This window comes from Nonomuraea sp. CA-143628, assembly GCF_050942315.1.
Taxonomy (GTDB): domain Bacteria; phylum Actinomycetota; class Actinomycetes; order Streptosporangiales; family Streptosporangiaceae; genus Nonomuraea.
Genome location: NZ_CP192072.1, coordinates 10,991,014 through 11,016,555, shown reverse-complemented (window position 1 = coordinate 11,016,555; position 25,542 = coordinate 10,991,014). Strand labels below are relative to the sequence as shown.

25 protein-coding genes are annotated in these 25,542 nt (G+C 68.8%); 8 read left to right on the top strand and 17 right to left on the bottom strand.

The annotated features are described in order from the left end of the window. Window positions 1-29 precede the first annotated feature (29 nt). The 10 genes from ACQP2T_RS49955 to ACQP2T_RS49910 all read right to left on the bottom strand — a co-directional run bounded on the left by ACQP2T_RS49955 (window position 30) and on the right by ACQP2T_RS49910 (window position 13,027). Entirely contained in the window at window positions 30-1,721 is a 1,692-nt protein-coding gene (locus ACQP2T_RS49955) for an ABC transporter ATP-binding protein (RefSeq protein WP_433511833.1), read from the bottom strand. Next, the gene (locus tag ACQP2T_RS49950) at window positions 1,718-2,569 is read right to left on the bottom strand and encodes an ABC transporter permease (RefSeq protein WP_433511832.1); all 852 of its coding nucleotides are present in this window, start codon (window positions 2,567-2,569) and stop codon (window positions 1,718-1,720) included. Before ACQP2T_RS49950 ends, ACQP2T_RS49955 begins: the two co-directional genes overlap by 4 nt. Further along, window positions 2,566-3,525 carry an ABC transporter permease gene (locus tag ACQP2T_RS49945; RefSeq protein ID WP_433511831.1) on the bottom strand — a complete coding sequence of 320 codons (960 nt, stop codon included), beginning with the start codon at window positions 3,523-3,525 and terminating at the stop codon, window positions 2,566-2,568. The genes ACQP2T_RS49950 and ACQP2T_RS49945 overlap by 4 nt, the downstream gene beginning before the upstream one ends. Next, window positions 3,522-5,141 (bottom strand): ABC transporter substrate-binding protein, encoded by a 1,620-nt coding sequence (locus ACQP2T_RS49940; protein WP_433511830.1) that lies wholly within the window; start codon window positions 5,139-5,141, stop codon window positions 3,522-3,524. Before ACQP2T_RS49940 ends, ACQP2T_RS49945 begins: the two co-directional genes overlap by 4 nt. A 278-nt stretch (window positions 5,142-5,419) precedes the next feature. Beyond that, window positions 5,420-6,937, bottom strand: coding sequence for a multicopper oxidase family protein (locus ACQP2T_RS49935; RefSeq protein WP_433511829.1), 1,518 nt, complete (start codon window positions 6,935-6,937; stop codon window positions 5,420-5,422). Window positions 6,938-6,997: 60 nt separating this feature from the next. Continuing rightward, window positions 6,998-7,357, bottom strand: a complete 360-nt coding sequence (locus tag ACQP2T_RS49930) for a hypothetical protein (protein WP_433511828.1) — start codon at window positions 7,355-7,357, stop codon at window positions 6,998-7,000. 32 nt (window positions 7,358-7,389) lie between these two features. After that, the gene (locus ACQP2T_RS49925; RefSeq protein WP_433511827.1) at window positions 7,390-9,108 is read right to left on the bottom strand and encodes a VanW family protein; all 1,719 of its coding nucleotides are present in this window, start codon (window positions 9,106-9,108) and stop codon (window positions 7,390-7,392) included. Window positions 9,109-9,229: 121 nt separating this feature from the next. Beyond that, window positions 9,230-10,603 (bottom strand): MFS transporter, encoded by a 1,374-nt coding sequence (locus tag ACQP2T_RS49920; protein WP_433511826.1) that lies wholly within the window; start codon window positions 10,601-10,603, stop codon window positions 9,230-9,232. Between the two features lie 336 nt (window positions 10,604-10,939). Next, the gene (locus ACQP2T_RS49915; RefSeq protein WP_433511825.1) at window positions 10,940-11,812 is read right to left on the bottom strand and encodes a F510_1955 family glycosylhydrolase; all 873 of its coding nucleotides are present in this window, start codon (window positions 11,810-11,812) and stop codon (window positions 10,940-10,942) included. A gap of 42 nt (window positions 11,813-11,854) precedes the next feature. Further along, window positions 11,855-13,027 carry an NAD(P)/FAD-dependent oxidoreductase gene (locus ACQP2T_RS49910; RefSeq protein WP_433511824.1) on the bottom strand — a complete coding sequence of 391 codons (1,173 nt, stop codon included), beginning with the start codon at window positions 13,025-13,027 and terminating at the stop codon, window positions 11,855-11,857. A gap of 79 nt (window positions 13,028-13,106) precedes the next feature. Between ACQP2T_RS49910 and ACQP2T_RS49905 the strand changes: the two genes are divergently transcribed. Both ACQP2T_RS49905 and ACQP2T_RS49900 read left to right on the top strand, forming a co-directional pair. Then, window positions 13,107-13,307, top strand: a complete 201-nt coding sequence (locus ACQP2T_RS49905) for a heavy-metal-associated domain-containing protein (RefSeq protein WP_433511823.1) — start codon at window positions 13,107-13,109, stop codon at window positions 13,305-13,307. A 207-nt stretch (window positions 13,308-13,514) separates the two neighbouring features. Beyond that, complete coding sequence (locus tag ACQP2T_RS49900) at window positions 13,515-14,420, top strand: CAP domain-containing protein (protein ID WP_433511822.1); 906 nt, start codon at window positions 13,515-13,517, stop codon at window positions 14,418-14,420. 36 nt (window positions 14,421-14,456) lie between these two features. Here ACQP2T_RS49900 and ACQP2T_RS49895 read toward each other — a convergent pair whose 3' ends face one another. From ACQP2T_RS49895 to ACQP2T_RS49885, 3 genes are all read right to left on the bottom strand, one after another. Then, the gene (locus ACQP2T_RS49895) at window positions 14,457-14,741 is read right to left on the bottom strand and encodes a hypothetical protein (RefSeq protein WP_433511821.1); all 285 of its coding nucleotides are present in this window, start codon (window positions 14,739-14,741) and stop codon (window positions 14,457-14,459) included. Window positions 14,742-14,812: 71 nt separating this feature from the next. Further along, window positions 14,813-16,090, bottom strand: coding sequence for a serine hydrolase domain-containing protein (locus ACQP2T_RS49890; RefSeq protein ID WP_433511820.1), 1,278 nt, complete (start codon window positions 16,088-16,090; stop codon window positions 14,813-14,815). 57 nt (window positions 16,091-16,147) lie between these two features. Further along, on the bottom strand, window positions 16,148-16,516 hold the full coding sequence (locus ACQP2T_RS49885; protein WP_433511819.1) for a VOC family protein: 369 nt from the start codon (window positions 16,514-16,516) through the stop codon (window positions 16,148-16,150). Window positions 16,517-16,605: 89 nt separating this feature from the next. Between ACQP2T_RS49885 and ACQP2T_RS49880 the strand changes: the two genes are divergently transcribed. Beyond that, a complete protein-coding gene (locus ACQP2T_RS49880; RefSeq protein WP_433511818.1) occupies window positions 16,606-17,490 on the top strand; it encodes a LysR family transcriptional regulator in 885 nt (294 codons plus the stop codon). 141 nt (window positions 17,491-17,631) lie between these two features. Here the strand turns inward: ACQP2T_RS49880 and ACQP2T_RS49875 are convergent, their stop codons facing one another. Further along, entirely contained in the window at window positions 17,632-18,225 is a 594-nt protein-coding gene (locus tag ACQP2T_RS49875; protein WP_433511817.1) for a TetR/AcrR family transcriptional regulator, read from the bottom strand. Window positions 18,226-18,343: 118 nt separating this feature from the next. Here ACQP2T_RS49875 and ACQP2T_RS49870 point away from each other — a divergent pair, with 118 nt between their 5' ends. The 5 genes from ACQP2T_RS49870 (at window position 18,344) to ACQP2T_RS49850 (ending at window position 22,870) form a co-directional block, all read left to right on the top strand. After that, the gene (locus tag ACQP2T_RS49870; RefSeq protein WP_433511816.1) at window positions 18,344-19,354 is read left to right on the top strand and encodes an NADP-dependent oxidoreductase; all 1,011 of its coding nucleotides are present in this window, start codon (window positions 18,344-18,346) and stop codon (window positions 19,352-19,354) included. Window positions 19,355-19,517: 163 nt separating this feature from the next. Next, window positions 19,518-19,913 (top strand): DUF6153 family protein, encoded by a 396-nt coding sequence (locus tag ACQP2T_RS49865; RefSeq protein ID WP_433511815.1) that lies wholly within the window; start codon window positions 19,518-19,520, stop codon window positions 19,911-19,913. Between the two features lie 78 nt (window positions 19,914-19,991). Continuing rightward, window positions 19,992-20,597 (top strand): DUF305 domain-containing protein, encoded by a 606-nt coding sequence (locus tag ACQP2T_RS49860; protein WP_433511814.1) that lies wholly within the window; start codon window positions 19,992-19,994, stop codon window positions 20,595-20,597. Window positions 20,598-20,698: 101 nt separating this feature from the next. Continuing rightward, the gene (locus ACQP2T_RS49855; RefSeq protein ID WP_433511813.1) at window positions 20,699-21,388 is read left to right on the top strand and encodes an AraC family transcriptional regulator; all 690 of its coding nucleotides are present in this window, start codon (window positions 20,699-20,701) and stop codon (window positions 21,386-21,388) included. A gap of 54 nt (window positions 21,389-21,442) precedes the next feature. Continuing rightward, entirely contained in the window at window positions 21,443-22,870 is a 1,428-nt protein-coding gene (locus ACQP2T_RS49850; RefSeq protein WP_433511812.1) for a hypothetical protein, read from the top strand. A gap of 93 nt (window positions 22,871-22,963) precedes the next feature. Here ACQP2T_RS49850 and ACQP2T_RS49845 read toward each other — a convergent pair whose 3' ends face one another. The 3 genes from ACQP2T_RS49845 to ACQP2T_RS49835 all read right to left on the bottom strand — a co-directional run bounded on the left by ACQP2T_RS49845 (window position 22,964) and on the right by ACQP2T_RS49835 (window position 25,541). Then, window positions 22,964-24,076 carry a hypothetical protein gene (locus ACQP2T_RS49845; RefSeq protein ID WP_433511811.1) on the bottom strand — a complete coding sequence of 371 codons (1,113 nt, stop codon included), beginning with the start codon at window positions 24,074-24,076 and terminating at the stop codon, window positions 22,964-22,966. A gap of 38 nt (window positions 24,077-24,114) precedes the next feature. Further along, the gene (locus ACQP2T_RS49840; protein ID WP_433511810.1) at window positions 24,115-24,744 is read right to left on the bottom strand and encodes a TetR/AcrR family transcriptional regulator; all 630 of its coding nucleotides are present in this window, start codon (window positions 24,742-24,744) and stop codon (window positions 24,115-24,117) included. Between the two features lie 167 nt (window positions 24,745-24,911). Then, window positions 24,912-25,541, bottom strand: a complete 630-nt coding sequence (locus tag ACQP2T_RS49835; RefSeq protein ID WP_433511809.1) for a class I SAM-dependent methyltransferase — start codon at window positions 25,539-25,541, stop codon at window positions 24,912-24,914. Window position 25,542: the final 1 nt, after the last annotated feature.

The following is a 25,542-nucleotide window of genomic DNA, read 5'->3' as shown; positions in this document are numbered from 1 at the left end:
CCGTCCTTGTCTTTCATGCTTGAGGCTTTTCATGTCTGAGCCGCTTCGAGCAACTGCACGGTGTACGGGTGGGAAGGGGCGCGGGAGACGTCCTCCGAGGCGCCGTCCTCGACGACGGTGCCGTCGCGCAGCACGACGATCCGGTCGCAGGACTGCACCGCCTCACCGAGGTCATGGGTGACGAACAGGACCGCCAAGCCGCGGTCCGTGGCCAGAGCGCGCAGCGTGGTGGCGATGCCCGCTCGGGTGGAGACGTCCAGCATCGAGGTGGCTTCGTCGGCGATGAGGAGGATGGGGTCGGCGGCGAGTGCTCGCGCGATGGACACGCGTTGCCGCTGTCCGCCGGACAGCTGACCCGGGAAGCGCTGCAGGAACTCGGCGGTTTCGGGCAGGCCGGCAGCGATGATGGCGTCCCGCACCCGTTGTTCCCCTTTTACACCGGCCAGTACGAGCGGTTCCGCTACGAGGCTCGCGACACGCATGCCGGGATGGAGCGCGTCGTACGGGTCCTGGTGCACGAAGCCGATCCGCCGCTGGAGACGGCGCAGCGCCCGGCCGCGTCGTGCGGTCAGGTCTTCGCCGGAGATCTCGACCCGGCCCTCGGAGGGGTGGAGCAGGCCGAGGATGATCCTGGCCAGGGTGCTCTTGCCGGATCCGCTCTCGCCGACCAAGCCGACGATCTCCCCGGCGTGGATGTCGAGGTCCACGCCGCGCAGCGCTTCCACCGTTCTCGAACGGGTCCTGTACGCGTGCCGCACCTGGGTGACGCGCACCACCGGCGGTCCCTGGGCATGCTCGGCCCGAGGCACCACCGGATAGGCCGCTTCGTCCGGGTGATGGCAGGCGACCTGCGCCTCGCCGTGCGGACGAAGGTGCGGTTGTTCCGAGGTGCAGCGGTCGGTGGCGAGCGGGCAGCGCGGGGCGAACCGGCAGCCGTCCGGCAGCAGGTCGAGCGCGGGTGCCGAGCCGGGGATGCTGCCCCACGGCACCTGCCGGTCGGCGACCGGTGTGGCGGTGAGCAGGCCCGTGGTGTACGGGTGGGCATGCTCGCGGGACAGTGTGCCGGCGGAGCGGACCTCGGCCAGCCGTCCCGCGTACATCACCGCGGCCCGGTCCGCGTACGGCATGAGCCCGGCCAGGTCGTGCGACACGATCAGCGTGCTGATGCCGAGCCCGGACAACAGCGCGAGGACCTGCCGCTGGGTGATCGCGTCCAGCCCGGTGGTGGGCTCGTCGGCGATCAGCAGGCGGGGCTCGCCGGCCAGGGCCAGAGCGATCGCGACCCGCTGCCTCTGCCCGCCGGACAGTTCGTGTGGGTAGCGGCGCAGCATGCCGTGCTGGAGGCCGACGCGTTCGAGCAGGTCACCGGGCCGCGCTTGGCCGCCGTGCAAGGTGAGCATCTCGGTGAGCTGTGCTTCGATCCGGTGGACGGGGCTCAGGCCGGTCATCGCGCCCTGTGGCACGATCGCCACTTGGCTGCCGCGTATGCCTCGCCAGTCGACGCGGCCGGTCAGCTCGTGCTCGCCGTCGAGCAGGGCGGAGCCGGTCACCGTGGCGGTGCGGGGGAGCAGCCCGAGGAGCGCGCGGACGAGCGAGGTCTTGCCGCAGCCGCTCTCGCCCACCAGCGCCACGATCTCGCCGTCCGCGACGTCGAGGTTGATCCCGTCCACCGCGGTCAGGCCGCCGTAGCCGACTGTGAGCTCGTTCAGCGCCAGGGTCATCGGGCGGCCTCTCTGAGCGCGGGGTTGAGACGTTCCTCGACGGCGGTGCCGATGAGGGCGAGGGCGAGAACGGTGAGCGAGATCGCGGCGCCGGGCGGGAGCGCCCACCACAGCCACGCGTCCGACAGGAACACGCCGTTGGTCTGTACCCAGTACAGCGTGGTGCCCCAGCTCGGCGCCGTCGGGTCGCCGAGCCCGAGGAAGGACAGGGTGGCGTCGTAGATGACGGCCCGCATCGCCGTACGCACGAAAACGGGGATGAGCAGCGGGCCGATCAGGTAGGAGCCGTGCCGCAGGAGGAGCCACCAGCGCGGCGCTCCCATGGCGCGGGCCACCTCCAGATGTCCTCGTGACCACGCCGTCAGTACGCCGGCGCGCAGCACCCGGGCGGGGACCGGCCAGAGAATCAGCGCCAAGATCGCCACCCGCATGCCGAACGACTGGCCGAGGAAGGCCGCCGCGAGGATGTAGAGGATCAGCTCGGGCAGCACCAGCATGATGTCGGTGCCGCGCATCAGCGTGGCCGACAGCCAACGTGGCCCGATCCCGGCGGCGCCGCCGACCAGCGCGGCGAGCAGTGTGGTGGCCGCGGCGACGATGAACGCCAGGCTCAACGAGGTGCCCGCGCCCACGATGAGCTGGTCGAGCAGGTTCCTGCCCAGGTCGTCCGTGCCCAGGAGCAGCCCGCCCCCGGGAGGGGCGTACGGCTCCGCGACTCGGGCCCGGCCCGCGTCGTCGGGGAGGGTCGTCCCGAACAGGGCGACCCCGAGGACGACCGTGAGGATCCCCGCTCCGATCAGGCCCTGGACCCCGAGTAGCCGGCGGCGTGGTGCGCGTAGGAACATCATCGGCGGGCCCGGGGGTCGAGGAGCGGGTAGGTGGCGTCGGCCAGCGCGTTCATGAGCACGACCAGCAGCGTCAGTACCAGGAACGCGCCCTGCATCAGCGGGTAGTCACGGGCCGAGATCGCGCCGAACGTCAGCCGCCCGAGCCCGGGATAGGCGAAGACCGTCTCCACCACGATCGAGCCCGCGGCCAGGAAGCCGATCTCCATCATGAGAATCGTGTGCACGGGAAGCAGCGCCGGACGCAGCGCGTGCCGCCGGACGAGCCGCCCGTACGGTACGCCCCGGGCCTGCGCGTGCTGGATGGGCTCGCTGGTCAGGACGGTCAGCAGCGAAGAGCGGGTGTACAGGAACAGGTAACCGAGGCCGGTCAGCGTCAGCGTACTGACCGGCAGGATCAGGTGCAGCAGCACACCCTGGACGGTCACACCCTCGATCCCCGACACGCCGAAGGTCGGCAGCCACTGGAGCTGCACCCCGAACAGGACGATGAGCAACATGCCCAGCCAGAACTGGGGGAGCGAGTCCAGCACGATCGCAGTGCTCAGCAGGCCGGAGCCCTTGCCTTCGCGCCTGCGCAGCCCGCCCACCACGCCGAGGGTGACCCCGAGCAGCGCGGTCACCACGGTGCTGGTGCCGACCAGCAGCAGCGTCCAGGGGAGCGCCTCACCGAGCGCTTCGGTGACCGGGCGGCCGTCGGACAGCGAGGTGCCCAGGTTGAGGGTGAAGACGCCGGTGAGGTAGTCGAGGAACTGTTCGGGCAGGGGTTTGCCGAAGCCGTACTGGGTGGCGAGCTGGGCGCGTTCGTCGGCGGTGAGCCGGGCCAGCGCTTCGGGACTGCCGAACAGCTTCAGCGGCCCGCCGGGCAGGGCCCGAGGCAGCGCGAAGTTGAGCGTGAGCGCCACGCCGAGCACCGCCGCGTACTCGCCGAACCGGCCTGCCGTGTATCTCCAGCTCATGAGAGCTGGAAATCGACGAGCGAGAACTTGTTGAGCGCCGCGGAGCCGTTCTGCCACGTCCAGCCGCTGTAGACGTCCTTGCGGAAGGCGTAGGCGCCATTGCGGTAGTACAGGGTGAGGAACGGCAGCTGCTCCGCGATCTGGGCCTGAAGCTGCTTGGCCGCCGCCGTCTTGCCCTCCATGGTGGGGGCCGAGGTCAGCGTCCGTATGATCTCGTCCACCTTGTCGTTCTTGAACCCGACCACGTTGAGCGAGCCGTCCTTCGGATCGGAGGCGAGCAGCTGGGCGATCGATCCGCTGCTCATCATGACCGGCGCGGACCAGCCCCACATCGACATGTCATAGTTGCGGCCCTTGCTCACGTCGAGGTCGGGCCACACCTTGGCGTCCAGGGAGTCGGGGTCGAGCGCGGTCACCTTCACCGCGACGCCCACCGCCTTGAGCATGTCCCGGATCAGCTCCGCGCTGCGCAGCCGGTCGGTGGAGGTGCTCTGGACCAGCAGCTCGTACGACATCGGCTTGCCGCCGAGCACCCGGATCCCGTCGGCGCCCGGCTTGGCGCCCAGGGCGTCGAGCTCCCGTTTGGCCGCCTCGACGTCGTAGAGGGGAGCGAGCTGATCGGGCTTGACGGGCGAATCCGCGTGGATGAAGCCGGGGTTGCCGGGCGTGCCCTGACCCAGCAGCGCGGTTTTGACCAGGTCGGTCACGTCGATCGCCTTGGCCAGCGCGCGGCGTACCTCGGGCTTGTCGAACGGAGCCCGGCCGGTGTTGAAGGCCAGCAGCGTGGAGGCGAACTCGGTGCCCTTCACCACGCCGATGTTCGGCTGCTTCTCCAGCGCGGAGAGCTGTTGCGGCGGGACGATCTTGGTGGACATGTGCACTTCACCGGTCCGCAGGGCGGCGAACTGCGTTGACTCCTCCGGAATGACGACGATCTTCACGGTGTCGGCCTTCGCCTTGCCCATGGGGTACGAGGTGTTGGCCGTCAGGGTGTAGCCGCGGGCGTTGTCATACTTGGTCAGCTTGTACGGACCCGTGCCGATCGCCTTGTCGGCTCCGGTCTCGCTGACCTTCGCCACCGATGACCACACGTGTTCGGGCAGGATCGCCATGTCGGCCAGGATCCGCCGCGGGAACTCGGGGTCGGGCGCCTTGAGCGTCATCGTCACCGTGTCGCCGGACACGGTCACGTTGTCGATCGGGCGTAGGTCGATCGAGGAGTCGCCCTCCATGTGCTTCTTGTAGAAGTCGATGCTGAACGCGACGTCTTGGGCGGTCAGCGGTTTGCCGTCGTGCCAGGTGACGCCCTGGCGGAGTGGCATCGTGAACACCTTGTTGTCGGTGGTCCGCAGTTCCTTGGCCAGCAGCGGAGTCACCCCGTCACCTCGGACGACGACCAGCGTGTCGAAGAGCAGCTTCACCAGGTTGTTGCCCGGGTAGCCGGTCTGGTGGGTGAACGGGGTCAAGGTGCCTTCGTCGGACGAGATGGCGATGGTGAGGCTCTTGGCCGCTGCCGAGGCCTTTCCGCCGGCGGGTGGCGCGGTGCCGGCGCCGCAGCCGGCCAGCGCCGTCAGCGCTGCTGCCGTAGCGATCAGACTCAGAAGGCGGCGATGCACAGAAACCTCCGGGGGGTATGCCAGGCCGAGACGACCGCGTTGTCAGGGGCGGCGTTTCAAGCGACTCTATAGGCATTTTCCGTAGATACAAGTGCCAGTTATGTAAACACCGTAATTCGCCGCAAGGGACACCCGTAGTCAGCTGACCTGCGAATACCGGAGGCGAGATGCCGATGCGGCCGCCTGGTCGGCGGCCGCATCGATGTCCACCGTTGCGCAGCGGCTCGCTGGCTACTACGGTTCGTCGTAAGTTGCTCTGGGTCCGATCAGTAGCCCGGTCAGGTCTGCTGGTAGCCGAGCAGCGTCATCATGCCGGACTCGGCGTGGTAGACGTTATGGCAATGGATCATCCAGATGCCCGGGTTGCCAGCCTGGAAGTCGACGTCGAGGGTGCTGTTCGGCAGGACGATCGCCGTGTCCTTGCGGGCGCCGCTCGGCAGGGCGAAGGTGTGGCCGTGCAGGTGCATGGGGTGCCACATCATGGTGCGATTGACGAACGACAGGCGAACCCGTTCCCCGGACCGAATCGGCGTGATGGTCTTGGGGTCGTACTTGCGGCCGTTGATCGCCCAGTCGTAGGCCATCATGCCGCCGGTGAGCTCCAGCTTGACGGTGCGGTCCGGCTGCTTGGACGGCAGCCGCGCGGAATCGTCCGCCTGGAGGCCGTCGTAGCGGATCACCGTGCCGTCGAGCTCGCGTGGGCGCCGGTCCGCGCGTGGGGTTGAGGACTGCTTGCTGGTGCGGATCAGGCCGCGAGCGATGGCGTTCTTGCCTTCGGCCAGCGCGACGAGGGGGAAGACGCCGTCCTTGAGGGTGACGAGCACGTCGTAGCGCTCTCCCATGCCGATGAGCAGCGCATCCGTGTCGGTGTGCCGTACGGGGAAGCCGTCGGTGTGGGTGACGGTCAGGCGGTGTTCGGCCAGGGCGACGCGGAAGGCGGTGTCGCCTCCGGCGTTGATCAGGCGGATGCGCAACCGGGTGCCGGGCTTGGTGGAGAAGGTCGCCGGTTGGGTGGGGACGCGGCCGTTGAGCAGGAAGTGCGGGTAGCGGACGTCGCCCGCGTCGCCGCCGAGCAGCGGGCTCGTCGCGCCCATCAGCATGTGGCCGCCCTTGCCCGGCGAAGGGCTGGGCGAGGGATCGCCGCCCATGCCGCCGTGGTTCATACCGCCCATGCCTCGGGAGAGCTCGGCCAGGACGTCCTCCGGGGTTCCGGTGACGCCGTCGAGCCAGTCGTCGAGGACGACGACCCACTCCTCGTCGTAGGCGAGCGGCTCGCGCGGGTCCTCGACGATCATCGGCGCGTACAGGCCGCGGTCGAGCTGGGTGCCGGAGTGCGGGTGGAACCAGTACGTGCCCGGGTCGGGCGCGGTGAACTCATAGACGTACTCCGTGCCCGTTTTGACCGGCTGCTGCGTGACACCCGGAACTCCGTCGGCGTCGTTGCGCAGCGCCAGGCCGTGCCAGTGGATGCTGGTGTCGGCGGGAAGCCGGTTGACCAGGCGGGCGCGTACCGTCTCGCCCGCGTTCACCCGGATCGGCGTGGCGGGGATGCGGCCGTCGTACGCCCACGTCTGTACGGTCAGGCCGCCGAGGTCGGCCTGGGTTTCGGCGGCGACCAGGCGGAAATCCCGGACAGCGCCCGGGCGGCGGGCCTGCTCGGCGGCGCGCACCTGCGGCCCCGCCGGGGTGACGAAGGAGGGGGAAGGGGTACGGCTCGTGCCGCCACAGGCTGTGAGGACGGCCCCGCCGAGCAGGCCGAGGCCGGTTTTGAGCATGGTGCGTCGATCGATGGTCATGGTGATGCCTCGCTTGGAAGGTCGTACAGGGAAGGGATCGAGAGCTGGCCCGGGGACGCTCTAGATCCGCAACACGACCGTGCGAGTCGGCGGCGGGCCGCGCGGAACCTGTGACCAGAGCCGCGACCAGCGGCCGGTACGAGCGGGCGCGCCGGAGGTGCGGCGACGGCGCGACTCCAGCCAGAGCAGGAGCATACCCATGCCCATGATCGCCAGGCACACCCAGCCCGCCATGGTGGGGTGGTGCCCGGCAGCAGACTGTCCGATGTGGGAGGGGCTGGTGGCCTGCATGGCGGAATGGTGGGTGTCGAGGGACATGCCGGGTTCGCTGAGATGACCCAGGGAGTGCATCGCCACGACGCCGAGTGCCAAAGCCACGAGCAACATCAGGCGCAAGGCCATGCGATGTGCTCGCCTCATGCCTCCAGCATAAGCACCGTCGGAGAGCTTCCTCACTTGCATGTCAAACGCGGCTCGGCGGCGTAGACGGTGTGGAACTTCTGCCTGCGCACTTCCTTGCCGTCTTTCTTGAAGATGCGCCAGACATCGATCGCGAAGCCCTCCGCGCCGCCCATGGGAATGCAGTCCTTGCCGGAGTCGGTGAGGGAGGGGGCGGTCTTGACGTCGTAGCGGGCCGAACTCTGGGCGGTGACGTCGTAGCGTTTGGTGCTCCAGAAGTCCACGGTGATCGACGTGCTCGTGTAGGAGGTCTTGATCAGCACGCCGTACGGGGAGTCGTTGCGCCAGCGGAAGTCCGGCTGCGGATAGGAGACGGTGGACTCGCGGCCGGCTGGATAGCGGGTGATGTAGTACTGGTGCGCCATGTGCTGCACGTCCTGGAATCCGCCGAAGAACACGGCGTTGAACATCGTGGTGGCGAACTGTGACACCCCGCCGCCGACGTCGTTGACGAACCGGTTGTTCAGGATCATCGGCGCCTCGACGAAGCCGCGCGCCTTGTCGCGCTTGCCGACCAGGCCGTTGAGCGAGAACGTCTCGCCGGGCAAGACGACATGGCCGTCCACGATGTCGGCGATGCGGTGGATGTTGGTCACTCGTGGCGCGCAACACGGGTAGCGGGTGGTGAAGGTGCTGACCTTCTTCTTGACCTCCAGCTTTCCGGCCTGCTCGGTGGTCAACCGGGGCTGCGCCTCGGCCACCGGTACCTTCACCTCACGCTGGCCGGCCGCCAGGGCGGCGGAGACGGCCCCGCCGAAAGCCTTCGCGTCGATGCCCCGGCCGGGCTGGGCGGGGAGGACGCGCGGCTTGCCCTTCACGATCTTGAAGGAGGCGTCTTGGGGCTGATGGCTGGCTGGGACAAGCTGTTTCTGCAAGTCAGGGAGGACTTCTCCGCTGCGGAAGGAAGGGCGCAAGCTGCCTTGGCCGTCGGAGACGAAGCGAAGCCCGGCGGCCAACTGGGCGCGGGTCAGGCTGGCTTTCCTGTCGCCGTTGACCAAGGTCAGCGGACTGGCGACCGCCGCGGTGGCCATGGAGCCCGCGACGCGACGCACCTCGGCCGACGAGATCCGGGGCGGTAGCGTGCGGAGGGGCAGCGTGACCGTGGCGCGGTTTCCCAGGAAGGACTCGCGGATGAGCCGTGCGGCGGCGTCGCGGTCGAGGGCGCGGCCCGACTTGGCGGGGATCACCCGCGGTTCGAGGCCCTGGTAGCGCAGGCCACCCTCGCGAGCCTTGAGGTCGATCGTCTTGGCCAGAACGGCGAGCCGGGTGGTGAGGCGGGATTCGTCGGCCGTGATCCGTGGCTGGAGCTCTCTGTCTTCGCCGAACAACGACCGGACGACTCCGGCCGGGCTGCCCGCGCCGTCCAGCGCCGCCTCGAGTGTCGCCGGGATGTCGAACCCCAGCCCGAGCTCGGCGGGGGTCAGCCGGGTCGTCTTGCCTGCCGCGGACAGCGCCATCGGCCGGGTGACCCGCTTGCCGAGCTCACGCTCCAGCCGGGCGCGAGCGTCCGCCTCCGGCAGGCCGCCGACGTCCACGCCGCCGATGCTGGTGCCGGCCGGCACCTGACCCCCCAAAGCGATCGCGGGAACGGCATAAGCCGCGGCCATGACGGCGACCGCCGCGACCGCGACGAGTATCCAGCGACGTCGGCGCCTTCCCGCGCGGCCGCTCCTGGGCGCCGCCTGCTGCGCCAGAGCGGCACGCGGGCTCATCGCAAGGCCTTTCGAGATCGTGGATCGACATGGCACATGGCGCGAAGTCTAACTTCCCTACTAGCGCAAGTCGTAGATAGTTAGGAAGCCTGCCATCGCCCTGCCGCCACAGCGGCCCCGCTCAGACGGTGCGAACGCAGGCGCACTGGCATGCCGCGAGAGTGCCCTCCGCGGCCTCCGCGGCTTCCCGCGTGGCGACATCGGTCCTGGCGGAAGCAACCACCGCCGCGGCGCGGCCTGCGACCTCGGCCCTCCTGACGCGAGGCTGGACGGCCGTTGCCGTACGCCCTCCGACCTCGACCTTCTCGTCGTGCGGCCAGACCACCAGTGCCGTGACAGCTCCGACTGCCGCCAGGCCCGCCAGCACGGCCCAGGTGATCGTGAAGCCCGCCTGCGTGGCGACCCAGCCGGCGATGGGATAGGTGACCAGCCAGGCCAGGTGGGACAGCGAGAACTGGGCGGCGAAGACCTCGGGGATTCCGGTGGGATCGACCGCCCGGCGAAGCACCCGCCCGGTCGGCGTGATGATCAGCGCCATCCCGCCGCCGATCGCCACCCAGATCACCACGGTCGGCAGTGATGCGGCGACGCTCGCCGCGGACATCGTGACCGCCGCGCCGACCGCGAATACCAGCACGGCGGCGCCGATCAGCATCACGAACCGGTCCGCCACCCGGTCCAGGACGCGCGGGAGGACGAGGGCCACCAGCAGCGTCCCCGTTCCGGACGCGGCGAGCACCCAGGCCACGTCGGATTGGGCTCCGCCGAGAACGTCGCGGACGTAGTTCACGGTGTTGACGACCACGATGGAGCCGACGGCGGCGACCACGAGGTTCAGCGCCATGACGCCGCGCAGACTCGGGGTGGCCGCGAACGTGCGGATCCCCGCCACGGCCCGGTCCCAGGCGTTCGTGTGCGAACTGGGGCGCGCGTTGGGGATGCGCGTGGACAGGACCAGCAGCGCGGACACGGCGAACCCGACGGAGGTGCCGATGAACAGCAGGTTGAACGACATGAAGGTGAGCGCCACAGCCGAGAGCACGGGGCTCAACAGGCTCTCCATGGTGTAGGCCACCTGCGAGGCGGACAAAGCGCGGGTGTAGTCGGCCTCCTTGGTCACGATGTCGGGGATGACGGCCTGAAACGTCGGGGTGAATGCCGCCGACGCGGTCTGGAGAACCCCGATCAGGACGTAGATGTGCCACACCTCGGTGACGAACGGCAGCGCGATCACCACCAGAGCCCGCACCACGTCGAGGATCGTGAGAAACCACCGTCTGGGCAGCCGATCGACGTACGCGGCCGCGAGCGGTGCGACGACCACGTACGCGACCATCTTGATCGTCAGCGCGGTGGCGAGAACCGCACCGGCACGCGGACCTGCGAGCTCGTACGCGAGCAGCCCCAGCGCGACGGTAGCCAAACCGGTGCCGAACAACGCGATGACTTGAGCGCTGAACAGCCGTCGGTAGTCGCGAATCGCGAACAATCCCATGTCCGTCTCCTCCCGGGCAACCGCAACTATATACCCCTGGGGGGTACTCTTCTCAAGAGCGTTTTATACTAGGCGGGGGTATGTGTCAACCTACGAGTTCGAGCTCGGCAGCCATCTCCTCCTCCGCACCGGCCGAAGGCCTGCGCCGGCTCGGTGAGATTCCCGACCTGCCCGACTTCTCCGACACCGACGACCGGGAGGAGGAAGGGGCGTACGACCGCTCCGGTCAGGCGGTCGGTGCTACTGCTCGGCGCGCGGCCGGTCGGCCACCGCGCTTGTGGGGGCGGCGGGCGCGTGGGAAGAGAGCGATCTTCCCGCGCCCGTGCCCACGGTGGGTCAGTTCACGGGGGCGAAGGCCGTGGTGAAGGTTTTGCCGCCGTCCTTGGACTCCAGGACGGTGCCGTCGTCCAGGGCGGCCAGCAGGCGTTGACGGTCCACGGCCGTGAACGCGGAGGCCTGGCCGGGTAGCTTGCCGACGGCGGTCCAGGTCTTGCCCGCGTCCTGGCTGGTGTGGATGCGGCCGTCGGCCCCCGCGCCCACGATCAGGCCGGTGGCCAGGACGTCCACATGGCTGAGCAGCGGAGCCGTCGTCACCTCGGCGAAGTTCGCGCCACCGTCCTCGCTCACCTTCAGGCCTTCTGGAGTGGTGGCGTACAGGCGGGTGGGTTCGTCGGCGCTCACGCCCAGATCGAGGATCTTGTCTTCGGCGCCTTGCGTCCAGTTGGCGCCGCCGTCTCCGCTGCGCCAGACCTTCGAGGTCTGGCTGTCGAAGGCGTACAGGTTTTCGCCGGCGAGCTGGAGGGAGTGGAAGTCGGCGGAGCCGTCCTGCGAGATCGTCTTCCAGGTGAGTCCCGCGTCGGTGGAGCGGACCAGTCCGAGGTGCGGCGGACGATCCGAGGAGACGTCCTCGGCGGCGGGATGGCCGCTGGCCAGGAAGGTCTTGGGGCCGGTGATCGTGAAGCCCATGTGGTCCTGGTTCCGGTCGGCGACGCGGGCGACGGTGGTCGGGGAGGTGACGGTGAACAGCCCGTAATGCCCGGCGACGTAGAGGACGCCATCGGCCGGATCGACGCCGACGCCGTGGACGTGGCCGACCCCGAGGGCCGGCGGCCCGCTCGTTCCGCCGTGCTCTGGAGCCGCCTGTCCGCACGCGGCCAAGGCGAAGCTCAGTGCGACTGCCGAAAGCAGCCGCCGACCCACATGTCGCATGGCCGAAGCCTACTATTGGCTATCGTAGATAGCGTCCTTGGGTCATCCGACAGCGTCCAGGTGGTCGCCCGCGGCGATGGCGCGCTTGAGGCGGATCAGGTCCTTGGGGGCATTGACGGCGACGGCGCCGACGAGCACGCCGTTCCGGGCGAAGGCGATCGCGAATCGGTTCTCGTCCGGCTCCCCGGTTACCAGGCGGCTCTCGTCGGCCAGGTGCGGCAGTCCGGCGGTCTGGATGCGGGCGCCGTGCATGTGGGTGGCGAAGGAGGGGAGATCGGCGTACGGCTTGGCGTTCTCCGGGCCGGCCAGGAGGTTGAGGGCGGCGAGGGCGCCCTGGTCGTTGGCGTTCGCCCAGTGCTCGACGCGTACGAGTTCGCCGCCGAACAGGCCGTGCGGCCAGCGCGCGACGTCGCCCGCCGCCACCACGTTGTCGGCGGCGTACAGGGTCTCGTCGCACACCACGCCGTCACTCAGCCTCAGGCCGCTGCCCTCCAGCCAGTCGGTGTTCGGGGTGACGCCCATGCCCGCGATGACGAGGTCGGCGGGCAGCGTCCGGCCGTTGCCCAGCCGCACGCCCGTCACCCGGCCGTTGCCCTCGAAACCGGTCACGCGCGTGTCGCCGACCAGCTCGACGCCGTTGTCGCGGTGGTGGCGCGCGAGCCAGCGCGCCGTTTCTGCGCCCAGGACATTCGTCATGGGGTACGGGGAGGAGTCGACGAGGGTGACGCCCAGGCCGAGGCCACGGGCGGTCGAGGCCACCTCGCCGCCGATGAAACCGCCGCCGATGACCACGACGCGCTCGTGCCCGGCCTGTAGCTCGGCGCGCAGGGCCAGGGCGTCTTCGATGGTGCGGAGGGTGCGGACGCCGTCGGGGTGGTGGGGCAGGCGGCGCGGGCGGGCGCCCGTGGCGATGACAAGCCCGTCGTAGCCGAGCTCGGTGCCGTCGTCCAAGGTAAGACGCCGGTCGGAGGTGTCCAGACGCACCGCTTGGCGGCCCTTCAGCCACTGGTCGCCGAGCTCCTCGGCGCCGGGCAGGGTGATCTCGTCGTCGCCCCGCAGCATGCTCTTGGACAGGGGCGGGCGGTTGTAGGGCAGGTGGTGCTCGGCGCCGATCAGGGTGATGTCGCCCGCGAAGCCCTCCCGCCTGAGCGTCTGCACGGCACGCAGGCCGGCCAGGGAGGCACCGACAACGGCAACGGTGTTCAGCGTTCTCATGGTCGTGGACTATACCTACGGGGGGTATATAGTGCAAAATACCCCGTAGGGGTTAATTTGCCGAACAAGAGGAGATGTCATGAGCAGCACGTACAAGGTGAGCGGCATGACCTGCGGCGGATGCGCGGGCAAGGTGAAGACGGAGATCTCCAAGGTGGACGGGGTCACCGACGTCGAGGTGGACCTGACCAGCGGCACGGTCACCGTGGCCGGGACCGCCGAGGAGGCCCTGCTTCGCGACGCCGTCGAAGAGGCGGGCTACGAGCTGACCGCCGTTTGATCGGACCGTCCTCGGCTCGTTGGTGAACGGCATCCTGCCGGGTTCCGTGCCTCTCCTTGACGGCACTCGGCAGGATGCTACGAGGCGCCTTAGTAGGCCGATGGCTTGACATTAATCACAAGGGGAAATGTCCAGTTTTGCGTGACAAGTCCGGTAACGGGGCGACAGAATGCGGGACCACCAGCCGCTCCGCCACTGGAGGAATCCATGCTGAGACCCCTGGGGGTCCTCGCCACCGTCGCCAGCCTCGCCGCCTGCACCCCGTCCGCCGACCTGCCGCAGGGCGGAGCGGCCGGAGCGGTGCCCGAGGCGACCGCGCTCGCGGACGGCGCGGCACCGGCGTCGACGCCGGCACAGCCGGCTCCCCGGTCGACCCCTGGATCGGACGAGTGCCACGTGAGCGTGGTCAGGCCGGACGTCTCCGCGCTCAGGATCCGGACCTCGGCCGCCCGCCGCGGCTGTGCGCACCCGGCGCTGTTGCGCATCCGAGTCAAGCGCGCCGTCCCCGGCGCCGATCCGGTGGTGAAGAGCGGCGCCACCAGGAAGGGCGGCATCGCCCTGCAACTGCCCTGCGTGCCGGGTACGTACTACGCGGTCGCCATGGACTACCGAGGCGGTACAGCCAGGTCCAAGGCCGTACGGCTGACGTGCGCCACCCCCACCCGCGCACCGAGGGAGACGAAGGCGCCGACGGTTCCTGAGAGGAAGGCGTCCATCACGTCCGTCGGCACGGCACTGGAGAACGACGTCGTCCGGCTGACCAACGCCGAGCGGGCCAAGGGCGGCTGCCGCCCCCTCAAGCACGACGCGCGGCTGCGCAAGGCCGCGTTCGGGCACTCAGCCGACATGGCGAAGAACGACTACTTCGACCACGACTCTCAGGACGGCCGCGACATGGTCGACCGCATGCGCGCGACCGGCTTCACCGGCTCGGCCTGGGCCGAGAACATCGCCATGGGTCAGCGATCGGCGGCCGAGGTGGTCAAGACCTGGATGAACAGCGCCGGCCACCGGCAGAACATCATGAACTGCTCGTACACCCTCATCGGGGTGGGCGCGGTCAAGGACGCGCAGGGACAGATCTACTGGACGCAGGACTTCGCCGCCCGTTGACGCATGGTCCTTTGCGTCAGCCGGTGTGGCTGGGCTTCATTTGAGAATCTCGGTGCTTGCCCCGAAAACCATGCTGCCTCCCGATCCGCTGATGGTCCCTCCGGCAAGGTCGGTGGGGCCACCGGTGGGCTGGACGATCGTGGGCGAGGTGGAGAGCGGGCTGGCCACCAGGCTGCCGTTCTGGAGCAGCCGCGCGGAAACGAGCTGATGACGGACGACGCCTGCCGCGTCGATCTGGGCCTTCAGCTCGATCCTTTCGGTGAACGCGCCGGACGATACTTTGCGCACATTAACCGCAGTGGTTCGGCTGGAGTCCAGCACCTTGACGCTCCTGGCCGAAGTGCGCACTCATTCCATGACCTGAATCACATTCGGTTGACGGCGGCGCGGCTTTATCCGACTGCCTGGTAGGCGGTGGTCCAGAAGTCGCGGTGGAGGCGGGGCGTGTGGACGGAGTCCATCGCGCTCTGCGTCAGCAGGATGCCGACGAGGTCCTGGGCAGGGTCGGCGTACGCGGTGGTGCCGAGGCCGCCGTCCCAGCCGAACTGGCCCGGCGAGGCCAGGTCGCGGCGGTGGGTACGGACCGCCATGCCGAAGCCGAAGCCGCCGTGCCGGCCGAAGTGGTCGCCGAAGGCGTCCTTCTCGGCCTTCTGCTCCGGTGTCAGGTGGTCCATCGTCATGAGCGCGACCGAGGCCGGGGAGAGGATCCGCTCGCCGTTCAAGGTCCCCTTGTTGAGCAGCATCCGGTAAAGCGCGTGGTAGTCCTCGACGGTCGACACCAGCCCGTCGCCGCCGGCCTGGAACACCGGCGGGCGGCTGTACTTCCCGCCTGCGGCCTCGTCCCACACCACCGGTTCGCCGGTCTCGGGGTCGTGCGCGTAGCTGGTGGGCAGCCGGTGGATCTGGTCGGCGGGTACGTGGAAGCCGGTGTCCTTCATGCCGAGCGGCCCGAACAGCCGCTCGCGCGCGAACTCCTCCAGCGACTGCCCGGTCACCCTGCCGACGAGCACGCCGAGCACGTCGGACCCGACGTGGTACTGCCACAGCTCGCCCGGCTGACGCATCAGCGGCAGCGTCCCGAGCCGCCGGATCCACTCCTCCGGCCCGAAGTCCGGCGAGGTGGTGTCCAGGCCGAGCTCGCGGATCGCGGTCTGGATCGGGTACGTGTCCGGCGGCGCCAGCACGACCCCGAAGCCGAAGGTGAAGGTCAGCAGGTCGCGTACGGTGATCGGCCGGGCCGCGGGCACCGTCTCGTCCAGCGGGGCGTCGATCCGGGCGAGCACCTGGCGGTTCGCGAGCTCGGGCAGCCACTCGTCGACCGGGTCGTCCAGTCGCAGCCGGCATTCCTCGACGAGGATCATCACCGCCATGGCCGTGACCGGCTTGGTCAGCGACGCCATCCGGAAGAGCGTGTCCCGCCGCATCGGCTCGGCACCGCCCACGTTCATCGTGCCCATCGCCTCGATGTGCGTGTCGTCTCCGAGGCTGACCAGCGCGACCAGGCCGGGGACCGCGCCGGACGCGACGTGGCCGCCCAGCACCTCACGCATCCGCTGCAGCCCTGCCTTGGACAACTGGGCGCGCTGGTGCTCTTCCCAGCGTCCCTGAGTCTCCCAAGCGCCCTTGCTGTCCCAAGTGCCCTTCATATCCCAGTTGGAGACCTTCGACATAGTTGAACGTCCTTTCACGTATGTGTTCTTGCTATGCGCACGACTCATGCGCACGACTCAGGCGCCGGCCGGGGCTGTCCATTCGACGAGCCGGACCACGATGCCGTTGGGGTCGGTCAACTCGAACAGCCGCTCCGCCCACGGCTCCTTGCGCAGCGGCACGCTGACGGCGGCCCCCTCTCGCACGAGCCGGTCGTACTCGGCGGTGACGTCGGTGACGGTGAAGGTCACCACGACCCCGGTCGCGGGCCGCTCTCCGGCCGCTCGCAGCTGCAGCACGATGTCGGCGGTGGTGTCCGGTCGAACGAGACAGGCATATGCCCCATTCGCCACCGATTCGTGAAAGCCCAGGTGGGTGGCGAAGAAGGCACTGGACGCCGCTACGTCGTCGACGTTCAGCGTCACCGCGGAAGCGATGATGTTCACGCGACCAGCGTGCCGCCAGGCCATCCGCGACGACAACGCCGGTTTCGGTACCGTGCCTTAACCTCTCACTAAACAACGAACGGGGCCGTGTGGAACTTCGCGACATCGAGATCTTCCTGACCCTCTGCGAAGAGCTCCACTTCGGCCGCACGGCGGAACGGCTGCACGTGACGCCGGCTCGCGTGAGCCAGGCGATCAAGAAGCAGGAACGCCGCGTCGGCGCCGCCCTGTTCGAGCGCGACAACCGCCGTGTGGCGCTGACCCCCATCGGACAGCAGCTCTTCGACGACCTCAAGCCGATGTACCGCGGGCTGCTCGACGGCATCGAACGCGCCGCCCTGACCGCCCGCGGCAAGTCGAACGTGCTGTGTCTGGGCATGGTCAACGAAAACCCCCAGGACCTGCGCCCGCTGTTCGACGCTTTCAAGAGCCGCAACCCCGAATGCGACCTCCAGTTCCGCTACGCCGGCTTCGCCGATCCCTTCAGACTGCTGCGCTCCGGCGACATCGACCTGCTGATTGCCTGGTTACCCGTCCGGGAGAGCGACCTCACCGTGGGCCCCGTCATCTGCACCGAACCGGTCGTGCTCGTGGTCGGCCCCGACCATCGGCTGGCCGAGCGGGAATCGGTGTCGTACGAAGACCTCGGCGACGAGATCGTCTTCGGCGGAGCCCGGCCGGACTACTGGCGCAACTGGCTTGTCCCCACCCACACCCCCAGCGGGCGTCCGATACGGATCGGCCCCATCGTCACCACCTCCGCCGAGATGATCCCCCTCGTCTCGAACGGCGAGGCCGTCTCACCGTGTTTCGCACACTCCACCCGCTACTACGCCCGGCCCGACCACATCTACGTGCCCATCCGTGACGCCCCTCTGGCCCGCTGGGCGCTCATCTGGCGCACCGCCACCGAGACCACTCTGATCCGGGACTTCGCCGAGACCGCCCGTGAGCTCGGCCCGATCGCCCTTTGAACCCGTACGCGCCCGCGTCGCCCCCCGCGCGCATGCGCTCAGGTCCTACCGCCGCACTGATCCAGGGCCTCCAGGCCATCCCAGAGAAGCGCTCCTTGCCGAGCGCCCGGCCGAGTTCGCTGGTCCGCGTGCGCGACGATTTCAGCCACGAACCCGAGAGCGGCGTTCCCTCTCGGCGTCGCCGCTCCCCGCGCTCGTCACGATCGCGCTCACGACAACGTCGAAGAGGTGATGGGCGCGTGGCACGAGCGAGGGTTGATCGCCGAGCCACGCCAGCGACCCGGCCAGTGCGAACAGGTCGGTGCCGTCGATGTCGGTTCGCGCCGTGCCCTCAGCCTGGGCGCGGGCCAGGAGTCGCGTGCCGGCCGCGCGCATCGTGACGCACGAGGCGTGAAGTGCGGACTGCGTGTCCTCGATGGCGGCCACCATCAACGCCACGACGCCGCGATAGTCCTGGGCGCAGGCGACGAAGTCGCGCAGCCACGTCACCAGCGCATCGTCGGCCGAGCCCGCCGTTTCGAGCTCGCCCGCCCTTGCCGTCAGCTCGTCGAAGCTCGTGCGGAGCAGGGCCTCGAACAGCGCCTCGCGCGTCGGGAAGTGGCGGAGCAGCGTGGTGAAACCCACGCCGGCCCGGCGTGCGATGTCGCGCAGCGACGCATCAACGCCTTGCTCGGTGATGACGGCACCGGCGACCGCGAGCAGGTGGTCACGATTCTTCTTGGCGTCGGCCCGCATCTGTCCCTCTTCCCGTTTTGACTATCCGGACCAGTGCTCCATATATTCGGACCAGTGGTCCGGATAAACGGATCACTGGTCCGATAAGCGTATCCCCTGGCAGGGGTAGGAGAGAACGATGCCGACACACACGATGCGGGCGATCCGGCTGCATGAGCACGGCGGACCTGAGGTTCTGCGTTACGACGAGGTGCCGATTCCCGAGCCCGGGCCGGGTGAGGTGCTTGTTCGCGTTCGCGCGGTCGGCGTCAATCCTCCCGACTGGTACCTGCGCGACGGGCTGAGCAACATACCTCCGGAGACGAGGCCGAAGTTCGACTTGCCGGTGACTCCGGGGACGGACGTGTCCGGAGTCGTCGAGGCCGTCGCCACGGATGTGGAGGGCTTCGCCGTCGGTGACGAAGTCTTCGGTCTCCTTCGCTTTCCCAGCTTCGACGGCAGGGCGTACGCCGAGTACGTGGCCGCGCCCGCGTCGGACCTCGCACGCAAGCCGGCCGGCATCGATCACGTGCACGCCGCCGGGGCGCCCATGGCCCTGCTGACGGCGTGGCAGTTCCTGATCGAGCTCGGACACGATCACCCGTCGCCCTTCCAAGCGGCCCGGCATCGTCCGGTGACGCTCGACGCCGACACGACGGTGCTCGTCAACGGCGCCGCGGGCGGCGTGGGGCACTTCGCACTCCAGCTGGCGAAGTGGAAGGGCGCACGGGTCATCGCGGTGGCATCGGGCGCGCACGAATCGTTCCTGCGCGAGCTCGGCGCGGATGAGTTCATCGACTACACCAAGAGCCGTCCTGAGGAACTCGTGCACGACGTCGACCTCGTTCTCGACGCCGTCGGTGGCCGCGAGAGCAGCCGCTTCCTGCGTACGCTCAAGCGCGGCGGCGCCCTGTTCCCCGTGTTCTTCGGCGAATACGACGACGAAGAGACCGCGAAGCTGGGCGTCGCCGTCTCGGGCACCCAGGTCCGCTCGAACGGCGCGCAGCTCGCCGAACTGGGACGCCTGCTCGACGCGGGCACGGTCCGCGTCGCGATCGACAGCACGTTCCCGCTCGCGGATGCCCAGGCGGCGCACGAACGCGCCGCCCGAGGGCATATCCAAGGCAAGATCGTGCTCACGGTCGCTTAGGAGCGAGCCTTTTCACAGACACGTATCTACGTCATAGGCCGGTCGGTGAACGGCATCCTGCCGGGTTCCGTACCTCTCCTTGGTGGCTTCCGGCACGATGCTACGAGGCGCCTTAGTAGACTCATGCGTCTCAGGGAAGTCCCGTTCGTCGGAGGGAGGGCTGGTGGGGGAGCTGGAGCGGCGTCTCGCGGTGCGGGTCGTGCGCGGCTTCCTGCTGGTCATCCTCGCCTTGGGCGTATACGGGATGCACACGCTGGGGCATGCCGAGTGCAGGCACAGTGGTTCTCCGGGCGATGCGTCCGTCATGGCACGGGAGCTCGTTTCCTCGGGAAGCCAGGGGTTCGTGCCCGACAGGGGCATGCCCGGGCTCGATCCGACGAGCGTGTGCCTGGCGGTGCTGACCTCGTTGGCGATCGTGCTGGTGCTGGCCGCCTGGATCAAGGAGCGGCGCCGTACCAGCGCGAACACCCTGTCGTCCGCATCTGTGCGGCGGGTCGCCAGGCCCCCGCCGAAGACCACCTCCTTGCGCCTGGCGCGTCTCTCGATGTTGCGCATATAGGCCGCCGCCCGCGCGTACGGCCTCTGAGGCTGTCCGCGACCAGGCCGGCAGTCCCAACACATCGAGAGAACACACAACATGAACAAGATTTCGTACGCCGTTGCCGCGGGCGCGCTCGCCCTGCTGACCGCCTGCGGGAGCAGCGGCGACTCCATGGTGGCACATGAGGGAATGGCCAGCAGCAGCGCCGCGGCCGCCACTACGGCCGGCGCGCAGCCGTCGGCGTCGGCGACGTTCAACGACGCGGACGTGATGTTCGCGCAGATGATGATCCCGCACCACGAGCAGGCCGTCGAGATGGCCGACATGGCCGCCATGAGCGCCGGCGACACGGAGGTCAAGGAGCTGGCTACCAAGATCAAGGCGGCTCAGGACCCGGAGATCCAGACCATGAAGGGCTGGCTGACCGACTGGGGCAAGCCGGTGCCCGAGGGTGGCATGGGGCACGCCATGCCGGGCGTCATGTCCGAGGAGGACATGAAGAAGCTGGAGGCCGCCAAGGGCAAGGCGTTCGACAAGCTGTTCGCCGAGCAGATGATCGAACACCACAAGGGTGCGATCGAGATGGCCAAGACCGAGCAGGCCAACGGCTCCAACCCGGAAGCCAAGGAACTGGCCAAGACCATCGAGACCGCCCAGCAGGCCGAGGTGGAACAACTCCAGAAGATGGTCGACAGGCTCTGACGACCTAAGACCTGCCCGGGCGCGCTCCCGCGCCCGGGCAGGTCTCGTCTTGGAGGCTGCCTCTGTGGCGAGCGGCGTATCTACTATTTATTATCGTAGTCATGTCCGATACGGCGCCATGGACGGGAGCGGTGTGGCTGAGGCCGGGTGCGTTGGTGTACGTCGGCAGGCTCAGCGACGCGCGCGCTCACGCGCATGCCGCCGTGCAGCTGCTTGTCGTCAGCTCCGGACGGGTCATCCTCACCGACGAGCGGGCCGCCGAGAGGAGCGTGTCGGCCGTGGCGATACCCGCCGGTGTCACGCACGCCATGCGCGCCGAGGACGCGTTCGGAGCGTCCGTCTATCTCGATCCGGCCCTTCTGGAGGATGGCGGGGAGAGCCTGGTGGCCGGCCTGCTGACGATTCCGGTCGATGAGGAGTTCGCCGATACGGTGCTGGCGTTGCTGAGCGCGCCGCGTGCCGCCGGCCCGGACCGGGTGGTCCAGCAGGTGATGGAGCTGGTCGGGCGGGGCATCGCCGGTCCTTTGCGGCTACGTGATCTGGCGGCGCGGGTGGCCCTGTCGCCGAGCAGGCTGGGGCATCTGTTCAGTGAGCAATCGGGGTTGCCGTTCACGGCGTACGTACGGTGGGCGCGGCTGCGCGCGGCGATGGGCACCGTACGCGCGGGTGGCTCGCTGACGGAGGCGGCGCATGCGGCGGGGTTCACCGACAGCGCCCATTTGACCCGGGTGACGCATGCCATGTTCGGACTGGCACCGTCGGTGCTGGCTCGCGGGATGACCTGGGAGTGAGGGTCAGCCGCTCCGTACAAGCGACCGGGGAGGCGGTGGGACCAAGCTGCCGGCATGACTGATGACATGTCGAACGAGAGAACGCCACAGCGCCTCTCTTCCGCTGCGGTCGCCATCGTGGTGGCGGCCGGCTTCACCTCGCTGTTCGCCACGTACTGGGACGATGCCTGGCACACCGACATCGGCAGGGACGACGCGCTGATACCGCCGCACCTGCTGCTGTACGGGGCGGTGGCCGTCGTCGGCCTGGCAGTGGCGGGCTGGGGTCTGCTCGCGCTGTGGCGTACGCGATCGCTGATCGCCGTCCTGAGACAACCTCCGCTGCTCATCGCCGCTGTCGGCGGCGTGGCCACGCTGGCTTCCGCGCCCGTCGACGCCCTCTGGCACGAAGCCTTCGGGCGGGACTCGGTGCTGTGGAGCCCGAGCCACATGCTGACCGTGTTCAGCACGCTGGCCTTGATCGGCGGGGTGCTCGCGGGCATGCGGCCGGACAGCCCTCGGCCGCTGTGGTGGGCGGGCGGGGCATTGCTGCTGGGCAGCGCCGTCACGCCGGTGATGGAGTTCGAGACGGGCGTGCCGCAGTTCTCCGAGGTGCTGTATTTCCCGGTGCTGCTGGTTTCTTCGATGTACGCGGCCGTGCTGCTGCGGCAGCTGACATCGCGCCGGTATCTCGTCGTGGGAGCGGTCGGCGTCTACGTGCTCGCCCGGCTGGTGATCACCGGGCTGCTGCTTGCTCTCGGGCGTACCAGTCCCGACCTTCCGCTGGCCGTCGTCGGGCTGGCGGTGATCGACCTGCCGTGGCGGCGTCCCGTGACCGCCTACGCGGCAGGAGCGGCGGGGGCCGCCGTCACTTCCTACCTGTCCTCCGTGCTGGGCGTCAGCAGTGTGGGTCCTGACGCCGTGCTCGTGCCCGCGTTGGTGGCGGCGGTCCTCGGCGCGGTCGTGACCTTGGGCGAGCGCCGGATACGCGGCGCGATCGCGGTCGTCGCACTTCTGCTGCCGTTCGGCCTGACCGTTCTGGATCCACAGCCCGCTTCGGCGCACGATCCCGGACAGGGGCAGGTCGTCGCTACGGCCGTGCTGACCGGCACCTCGGACGGCTCTGGGAGGATGACGCTCACGGTTGAGGGGTGTGCGGGTATGACGCCGCTCAGAGTGGTCGCTCGGCGGGCCGGAGCGGAGATCGCCGGTCCGCTCAGTTCGACACCTGGTGGATGCCGTGGCCAGGTACGGATCGACCAGGAGGGCCTGTGGTTCCTGTACGCGGAGATGCGCTATCGGGGTGGTGTGGTCGAGGCCTGGCTCCCGATTGACCGCAAGGTCGTGCGGCAGAAGCGTGACATCTACCTTCCAGCAGGTCAGGCGGTAGTGACCGGCGGGCAGATCGCAGCGGGCATCGGCTTGTACGTGGCCGGGCTGATCATGCTGTCGCTGACTCTCTACCTGGCCGGACGAAGCCGCGCGTCATTTGCCCGGGGGTAGATCTGTCGAGCGGCCGCAGAAGATCGTCGACAGGCTCTGACGACGTGAGGACCGGCCCGGGCGCGCCAAAGCGCCTGGGCCGGTCTCGACTGGTCACCGCCAGCGGACGAATGCCACCATGATCCCCATCGCGCTGTCATAGGCGGCCGGCTCGTTGTACTGGGTGTGTACCCGGATCCGGTCGCCGAGAGAGAAGGACAGGTTCGGTTCGCAGGTGCTGAAGTCCGATACCGATCCCATGTACGCCATCAGCGGTGCGTTGGGATGCCCGTCCGTGGTAACGGTGTTCGCGCTCGCCGGATGCCCGTCCGTACCGGCTCCCGGTCCCGCCGGCACGTCCATGGAGTCCGGTGCGTACCCCGCGACTGACGTGCAGAAGTAGCGGTTCTTGGTCGCGTTCTCCAGGGACACGCTGATGCTGTGGTCGTGGGCGTGGCCGCCGACCGCCACCAGGGTCCCGGCGCGCGCCGCGATCGTGATCCAGTGGGAGTCGGAGTAGCCGGCCGGGATGGAGCGCTCGGAGTCGCCGCACTGGTCGATGTCCAGCCAGACCGGGTCGACCCGGGTGGCGTTCGGGACCCAGCTGAAGGTGTACTTGAACTCGACGGTGATCGGCCGCTCGGTCATGTTCATCAGGTCGTAGATGAGACCCCACTTGTCCCCGGCCTTGACGTAGTAGCCGTTGTTGCCGGTGGAATAGAGGGTGTTGAGCGTGCGTTCGTTGCCGGCCGCGAAGAAGCGTTCGTTGCCGCCTTGGAGCAGGCCGAGTCGGTTGATCGAGTCTCCCAGGCCGGGCGGGCAGGTGGCGTCCCAGCGGCTGAAGTTGACGTTGACGGCGTGGTGGAGCATGCCGCCGGTGTCCATGTTGACGCCGGTGTTCGTCCCGGCGAAGACGAGGTCGGGCATGATGCCGGTGATGTAGCAGTTCTCGCACGGCTTGGCGATCTTCATGCTGCGGCAGCTGGTGATGATGTCGATGAGCGGGTTGCAGTTGCCGTCGAGCGCGATCTCGTTCTTGATCTCGCCGACCTTGTCGCCGGACATGGCGGGAATGGTGATGGGGCCCCACCGGACGGTCGTGACGTTCTGACCGGCGGGCGGATTCCAGGCGGGGGGCTCGTACGATGCCGCGCCGGCCCTGACAGGCGCGGACATCACCACCAGGAGGAGCGCGCTGACCAGCATGACGAGGGTGCGATTTCGCATGTGCGTCTCCCTTGTTCAGCCAGGAAGTATGAGCCTGATCAGCGGTTGCCGTTCAGGCCGAAGGCGACGAAATCGGAGAGGAACTGCTTGATCTGCCGACGGGAGTACCGGTCGGGGTGCTCCAGCCAGAAGGCGGTGATGTGCTGGTTCAGGGCGAGCATGGCCTGCGCGAGAAGGTCCGGGTCCTCGCGGCGGATCGCCCCGTCACCCATCGCCGTCTCCAGGATGGGCCGCAGGTCGCTCGCATGTTGCTCGAAGGCCCACGTGGACAGCGGGCCGATGGTGGTCTCGATGTTGCCGGCGTTGCGGAAGTGCAGGAAGCCCGGGCCGGTGTCGGTGACGAAGTCGAGGTAGGCGTCCAGGGCGCGGTCGAGGCGGTCCTGCGCGGTGCCTTCTCCGTCGTAGGCTTCGCGCAGCCGTGCCTGCAGCCGTTCGGTGTGCTGGATGACGAGCTGGACGAACAGGTCGGCCTTGTTGTCGAAGTAGAGGTAGAACGTGCCGACCGACAGCCCGGCGTGCCGGACGAGGTCCTCGATGCGTAGGGCCGGCCAGCCATCTGAGGCGATGATCTCTCCCGCGGCAGCGAGCAACCGCCGCTGGACCTCGGGGTTCTCAGTGGCCAGCCGCCGTCGTCCGCGCCGCTCGCGGCGCACAGGTTTGATGTCCATAGCGTGAGAATGAGTCGGTGAATTGGTTTTAATTCACCAACTTGCGATGGTCAATCCCTGTCTTGGCGGTTTGTCGCGTGCGGCACCCCGGCCGCCGCCGGCCGGGGTTGCTCAGTCGCGAGGATCTCCAGGCCCGGGATGACGGCCGCTCGATCCGCGCACGTTGGTCACCCAGGGGTTTTCCGGGCGGCCAATCGTTCGACGATGCCGAGCTTGAACCGGTCGTGACGTTCGATGGTCAGGCCGTGATCAGGTAGTCGCTCGATGGGGCGGCGCAGGAAGTGCTCGCCTCCCATAGGAACGGTCACCAGTTCGATCAGGCGTTGAGCCGCCCGGACCGGCCACGCTGACGCGGCCACATGGTCGCTCAGCAGCAGAACACCGCCGGGCCGGAGCACGCGCACCATCTCGGCGATCGCTCGCCGATCATCAGGGATCGCACAAAGGGAAAAGGTGCAGACCACCGTGTCGAAGCTCTCGTCCGGAAAGTCGAGCGCCTGAGCGTCCCCCTCGCGCAGGTCCACCTCCCGGCCCAAGGATGCCGCCTTGCGCCGGGCGCGGTCCAGCATGGCCGGGCTCCACTCGATGCCGGTCAGTCGTACGTCCTCCTGGTAGAGGGGGAGGTTCAGGCCCGTCCCGATGGCGACCTCAAGGGTGTCGCCGCCGGCCTGCCCGCAGATCCACGAACGGGTGTCTCCGAACACCTTCCGGTCGAGGAAGGTCATCTGCTTGTCGTAGGAGCCGGAGTGCTTGTCCCAGTAGCGGCGCAACCGTTCGTCGCGTGGCTTCGATCCCATC

What these genes read in the sequence shown, in the direction of transcription:
- ACQP2T_RS49955 (WP_433511833.1), bottom strand. Translation starts at nt 1,721, where the DNA reads ATGACCCTGGCGCTGAACGAGCTCACAGTCGGCTACGGCGGCCTGACC.
- ACQP2T_RS49950 (WP_433511832.1), bottom strand. Translation starts at nt 2,569, where the DNA reads ATGATGTTCCTACGCGCACCACGCCGCCGGCTACTCGGGGTCCAGGGC.
- ACQP2T_RS49945 (WP_433511831.1), bottom strand. Translation starts at nt 3,525, where the DNA reads ATGAGCTGGAGATACACGGCAGGCCGGTTCGGCGAGTACGCGGCGGTG.
- ACQP2T_RS49935 (WP_433511829.1), bottom strand. Translation starts at nt 6,937, where the DNA reads ATGACCATCGATCGACGCACCATGCTCAAAACCGGCCTCGGCCTGCTC.
- ACQP2T_RS49930 (WP_433511828.1), bottom strand. Translation starts at nt 7,357, where the DNA reads ATGAGGCGAGCACATCGCATGGCCTTGCGCCTGATGTTGCTCGTGGCT.
- ACQP2T_RS49925 (WP_433511827.1), bottom strand. Translation starts at nt 9,108, where the DNA reads ATGAGCCCGCGTGCCGCTCTGGCGCAGCAGGCGGCGCCCAGGAGCGGC.
- ACQP2T_RS49920 (WP_433511826.1), bottom strand. Translation starts at nt 10,603, where the DNA reads ATGGGATTGTTCGCGATTCGCGACTACCGACGGCTGTTCAGCGCTCAA.
- ACQP2T_RS49915 (WP_433511825.1), bottom strand. Translation starts at nt 11,812, where the DNA reads ATGCGACATGTGGGTCGGCGGCTGCTTTCGGCAGTCGCACTGAGCTTC.
- ACQP2T_RS49910 (WP_433511824.1), bottom strand. Translation starts at nt 13,027, where the DNA reads ATGAGAACGCTGAACACCGTTGCCGTTGTCGGTGCCTCCCTGGCCGGC.
- ACQP2T_RS49905 (WP_433511823.1), top strand. Translation starts at nt 13,107, where the DNA reads ATGAGCAGCACGTACAAGGTGAGCGGCATGACCTGCGGCGGATGCGCG.
- ACQP2T_RS49900 (WP_433511822.1), top strand. Translation starts at nt 13,515, where the DNA reads ATGCTGAGACCCCTGGGGGTCCTCGCCACCGTCGCCAGCCTCGCCGCC.
- ACQP2T_RS49890 (WP_433511820.1), bottom strand. Translation starts at nt 16,090, where the DNA reads ATGTCGAAGGTCTCCAACTGGGATATGAAGGGCACTTGGGACAGCAAG.
- ACQP2T_RS49875 (WP_433511817.1), bottom strand. Translation starts at nt 18,225, where the DNA reads ATGCGGGCCGACGCCAAGAAGAATCGTGACCACCTGCTCGCGGTCGCC.
- ACQP2T_RS49870 (WP_433511816.1), top strand. Translation starts at nt 18,344, where the DNA reads ATGCCGACACACACGATGCGGGCGATCCGGCTGCATGAGCACGGCGGA.
- ACQP2T_RS49860 (WP_433511814.1), top strand. Translation starts at nt 19,992, where the DNA reads ATGAACAAGATTTCGTACGCCGTTGCCGCGGGCGCGCTCGCCCTGCTG.
- ACQP2T_RS49855 (WP_433511813.1), top strand. Translation starts at nt 20,699, where the DNA reads ATGTCCGATACGGCGCCATGGACGGGAGCGGTGTGGCTGAGGCCGGGT.
- ACQP2T_RS49850 (WP_433511812.1), top strand. Translation starts at nt 21,443, where the DNA reads ATGACTGATGACATGTCGAACGAGAGAACGCCACAGCGCCTCTCTTCC.
- ACQP2T_RS49845 (WP_433511811.1), bottom strand. Translation starts at nt 24,076, where the DNA reads ATGCGAAATCGCACCCTCGTCATGCTGGTCAGCGCGCTCCTCCTGGTG.
- ACQP2T_RS49840 (WP_433511810.1), bottom strand. Translation starts at nt 24,744, where the DNA reads ATGGACATCAAACCTGTGCGCCGCGAGCGGCGCGGACGACGGCGGCTG.
- ACQP2T_RS49835 (WP_433511809.1), bottom strand. Translation starts at nt 25,541, where the DNA reads ATGGGATCGAAGCCACGCGACGAACGGTTGCGCCGCTACTGGGACAAG.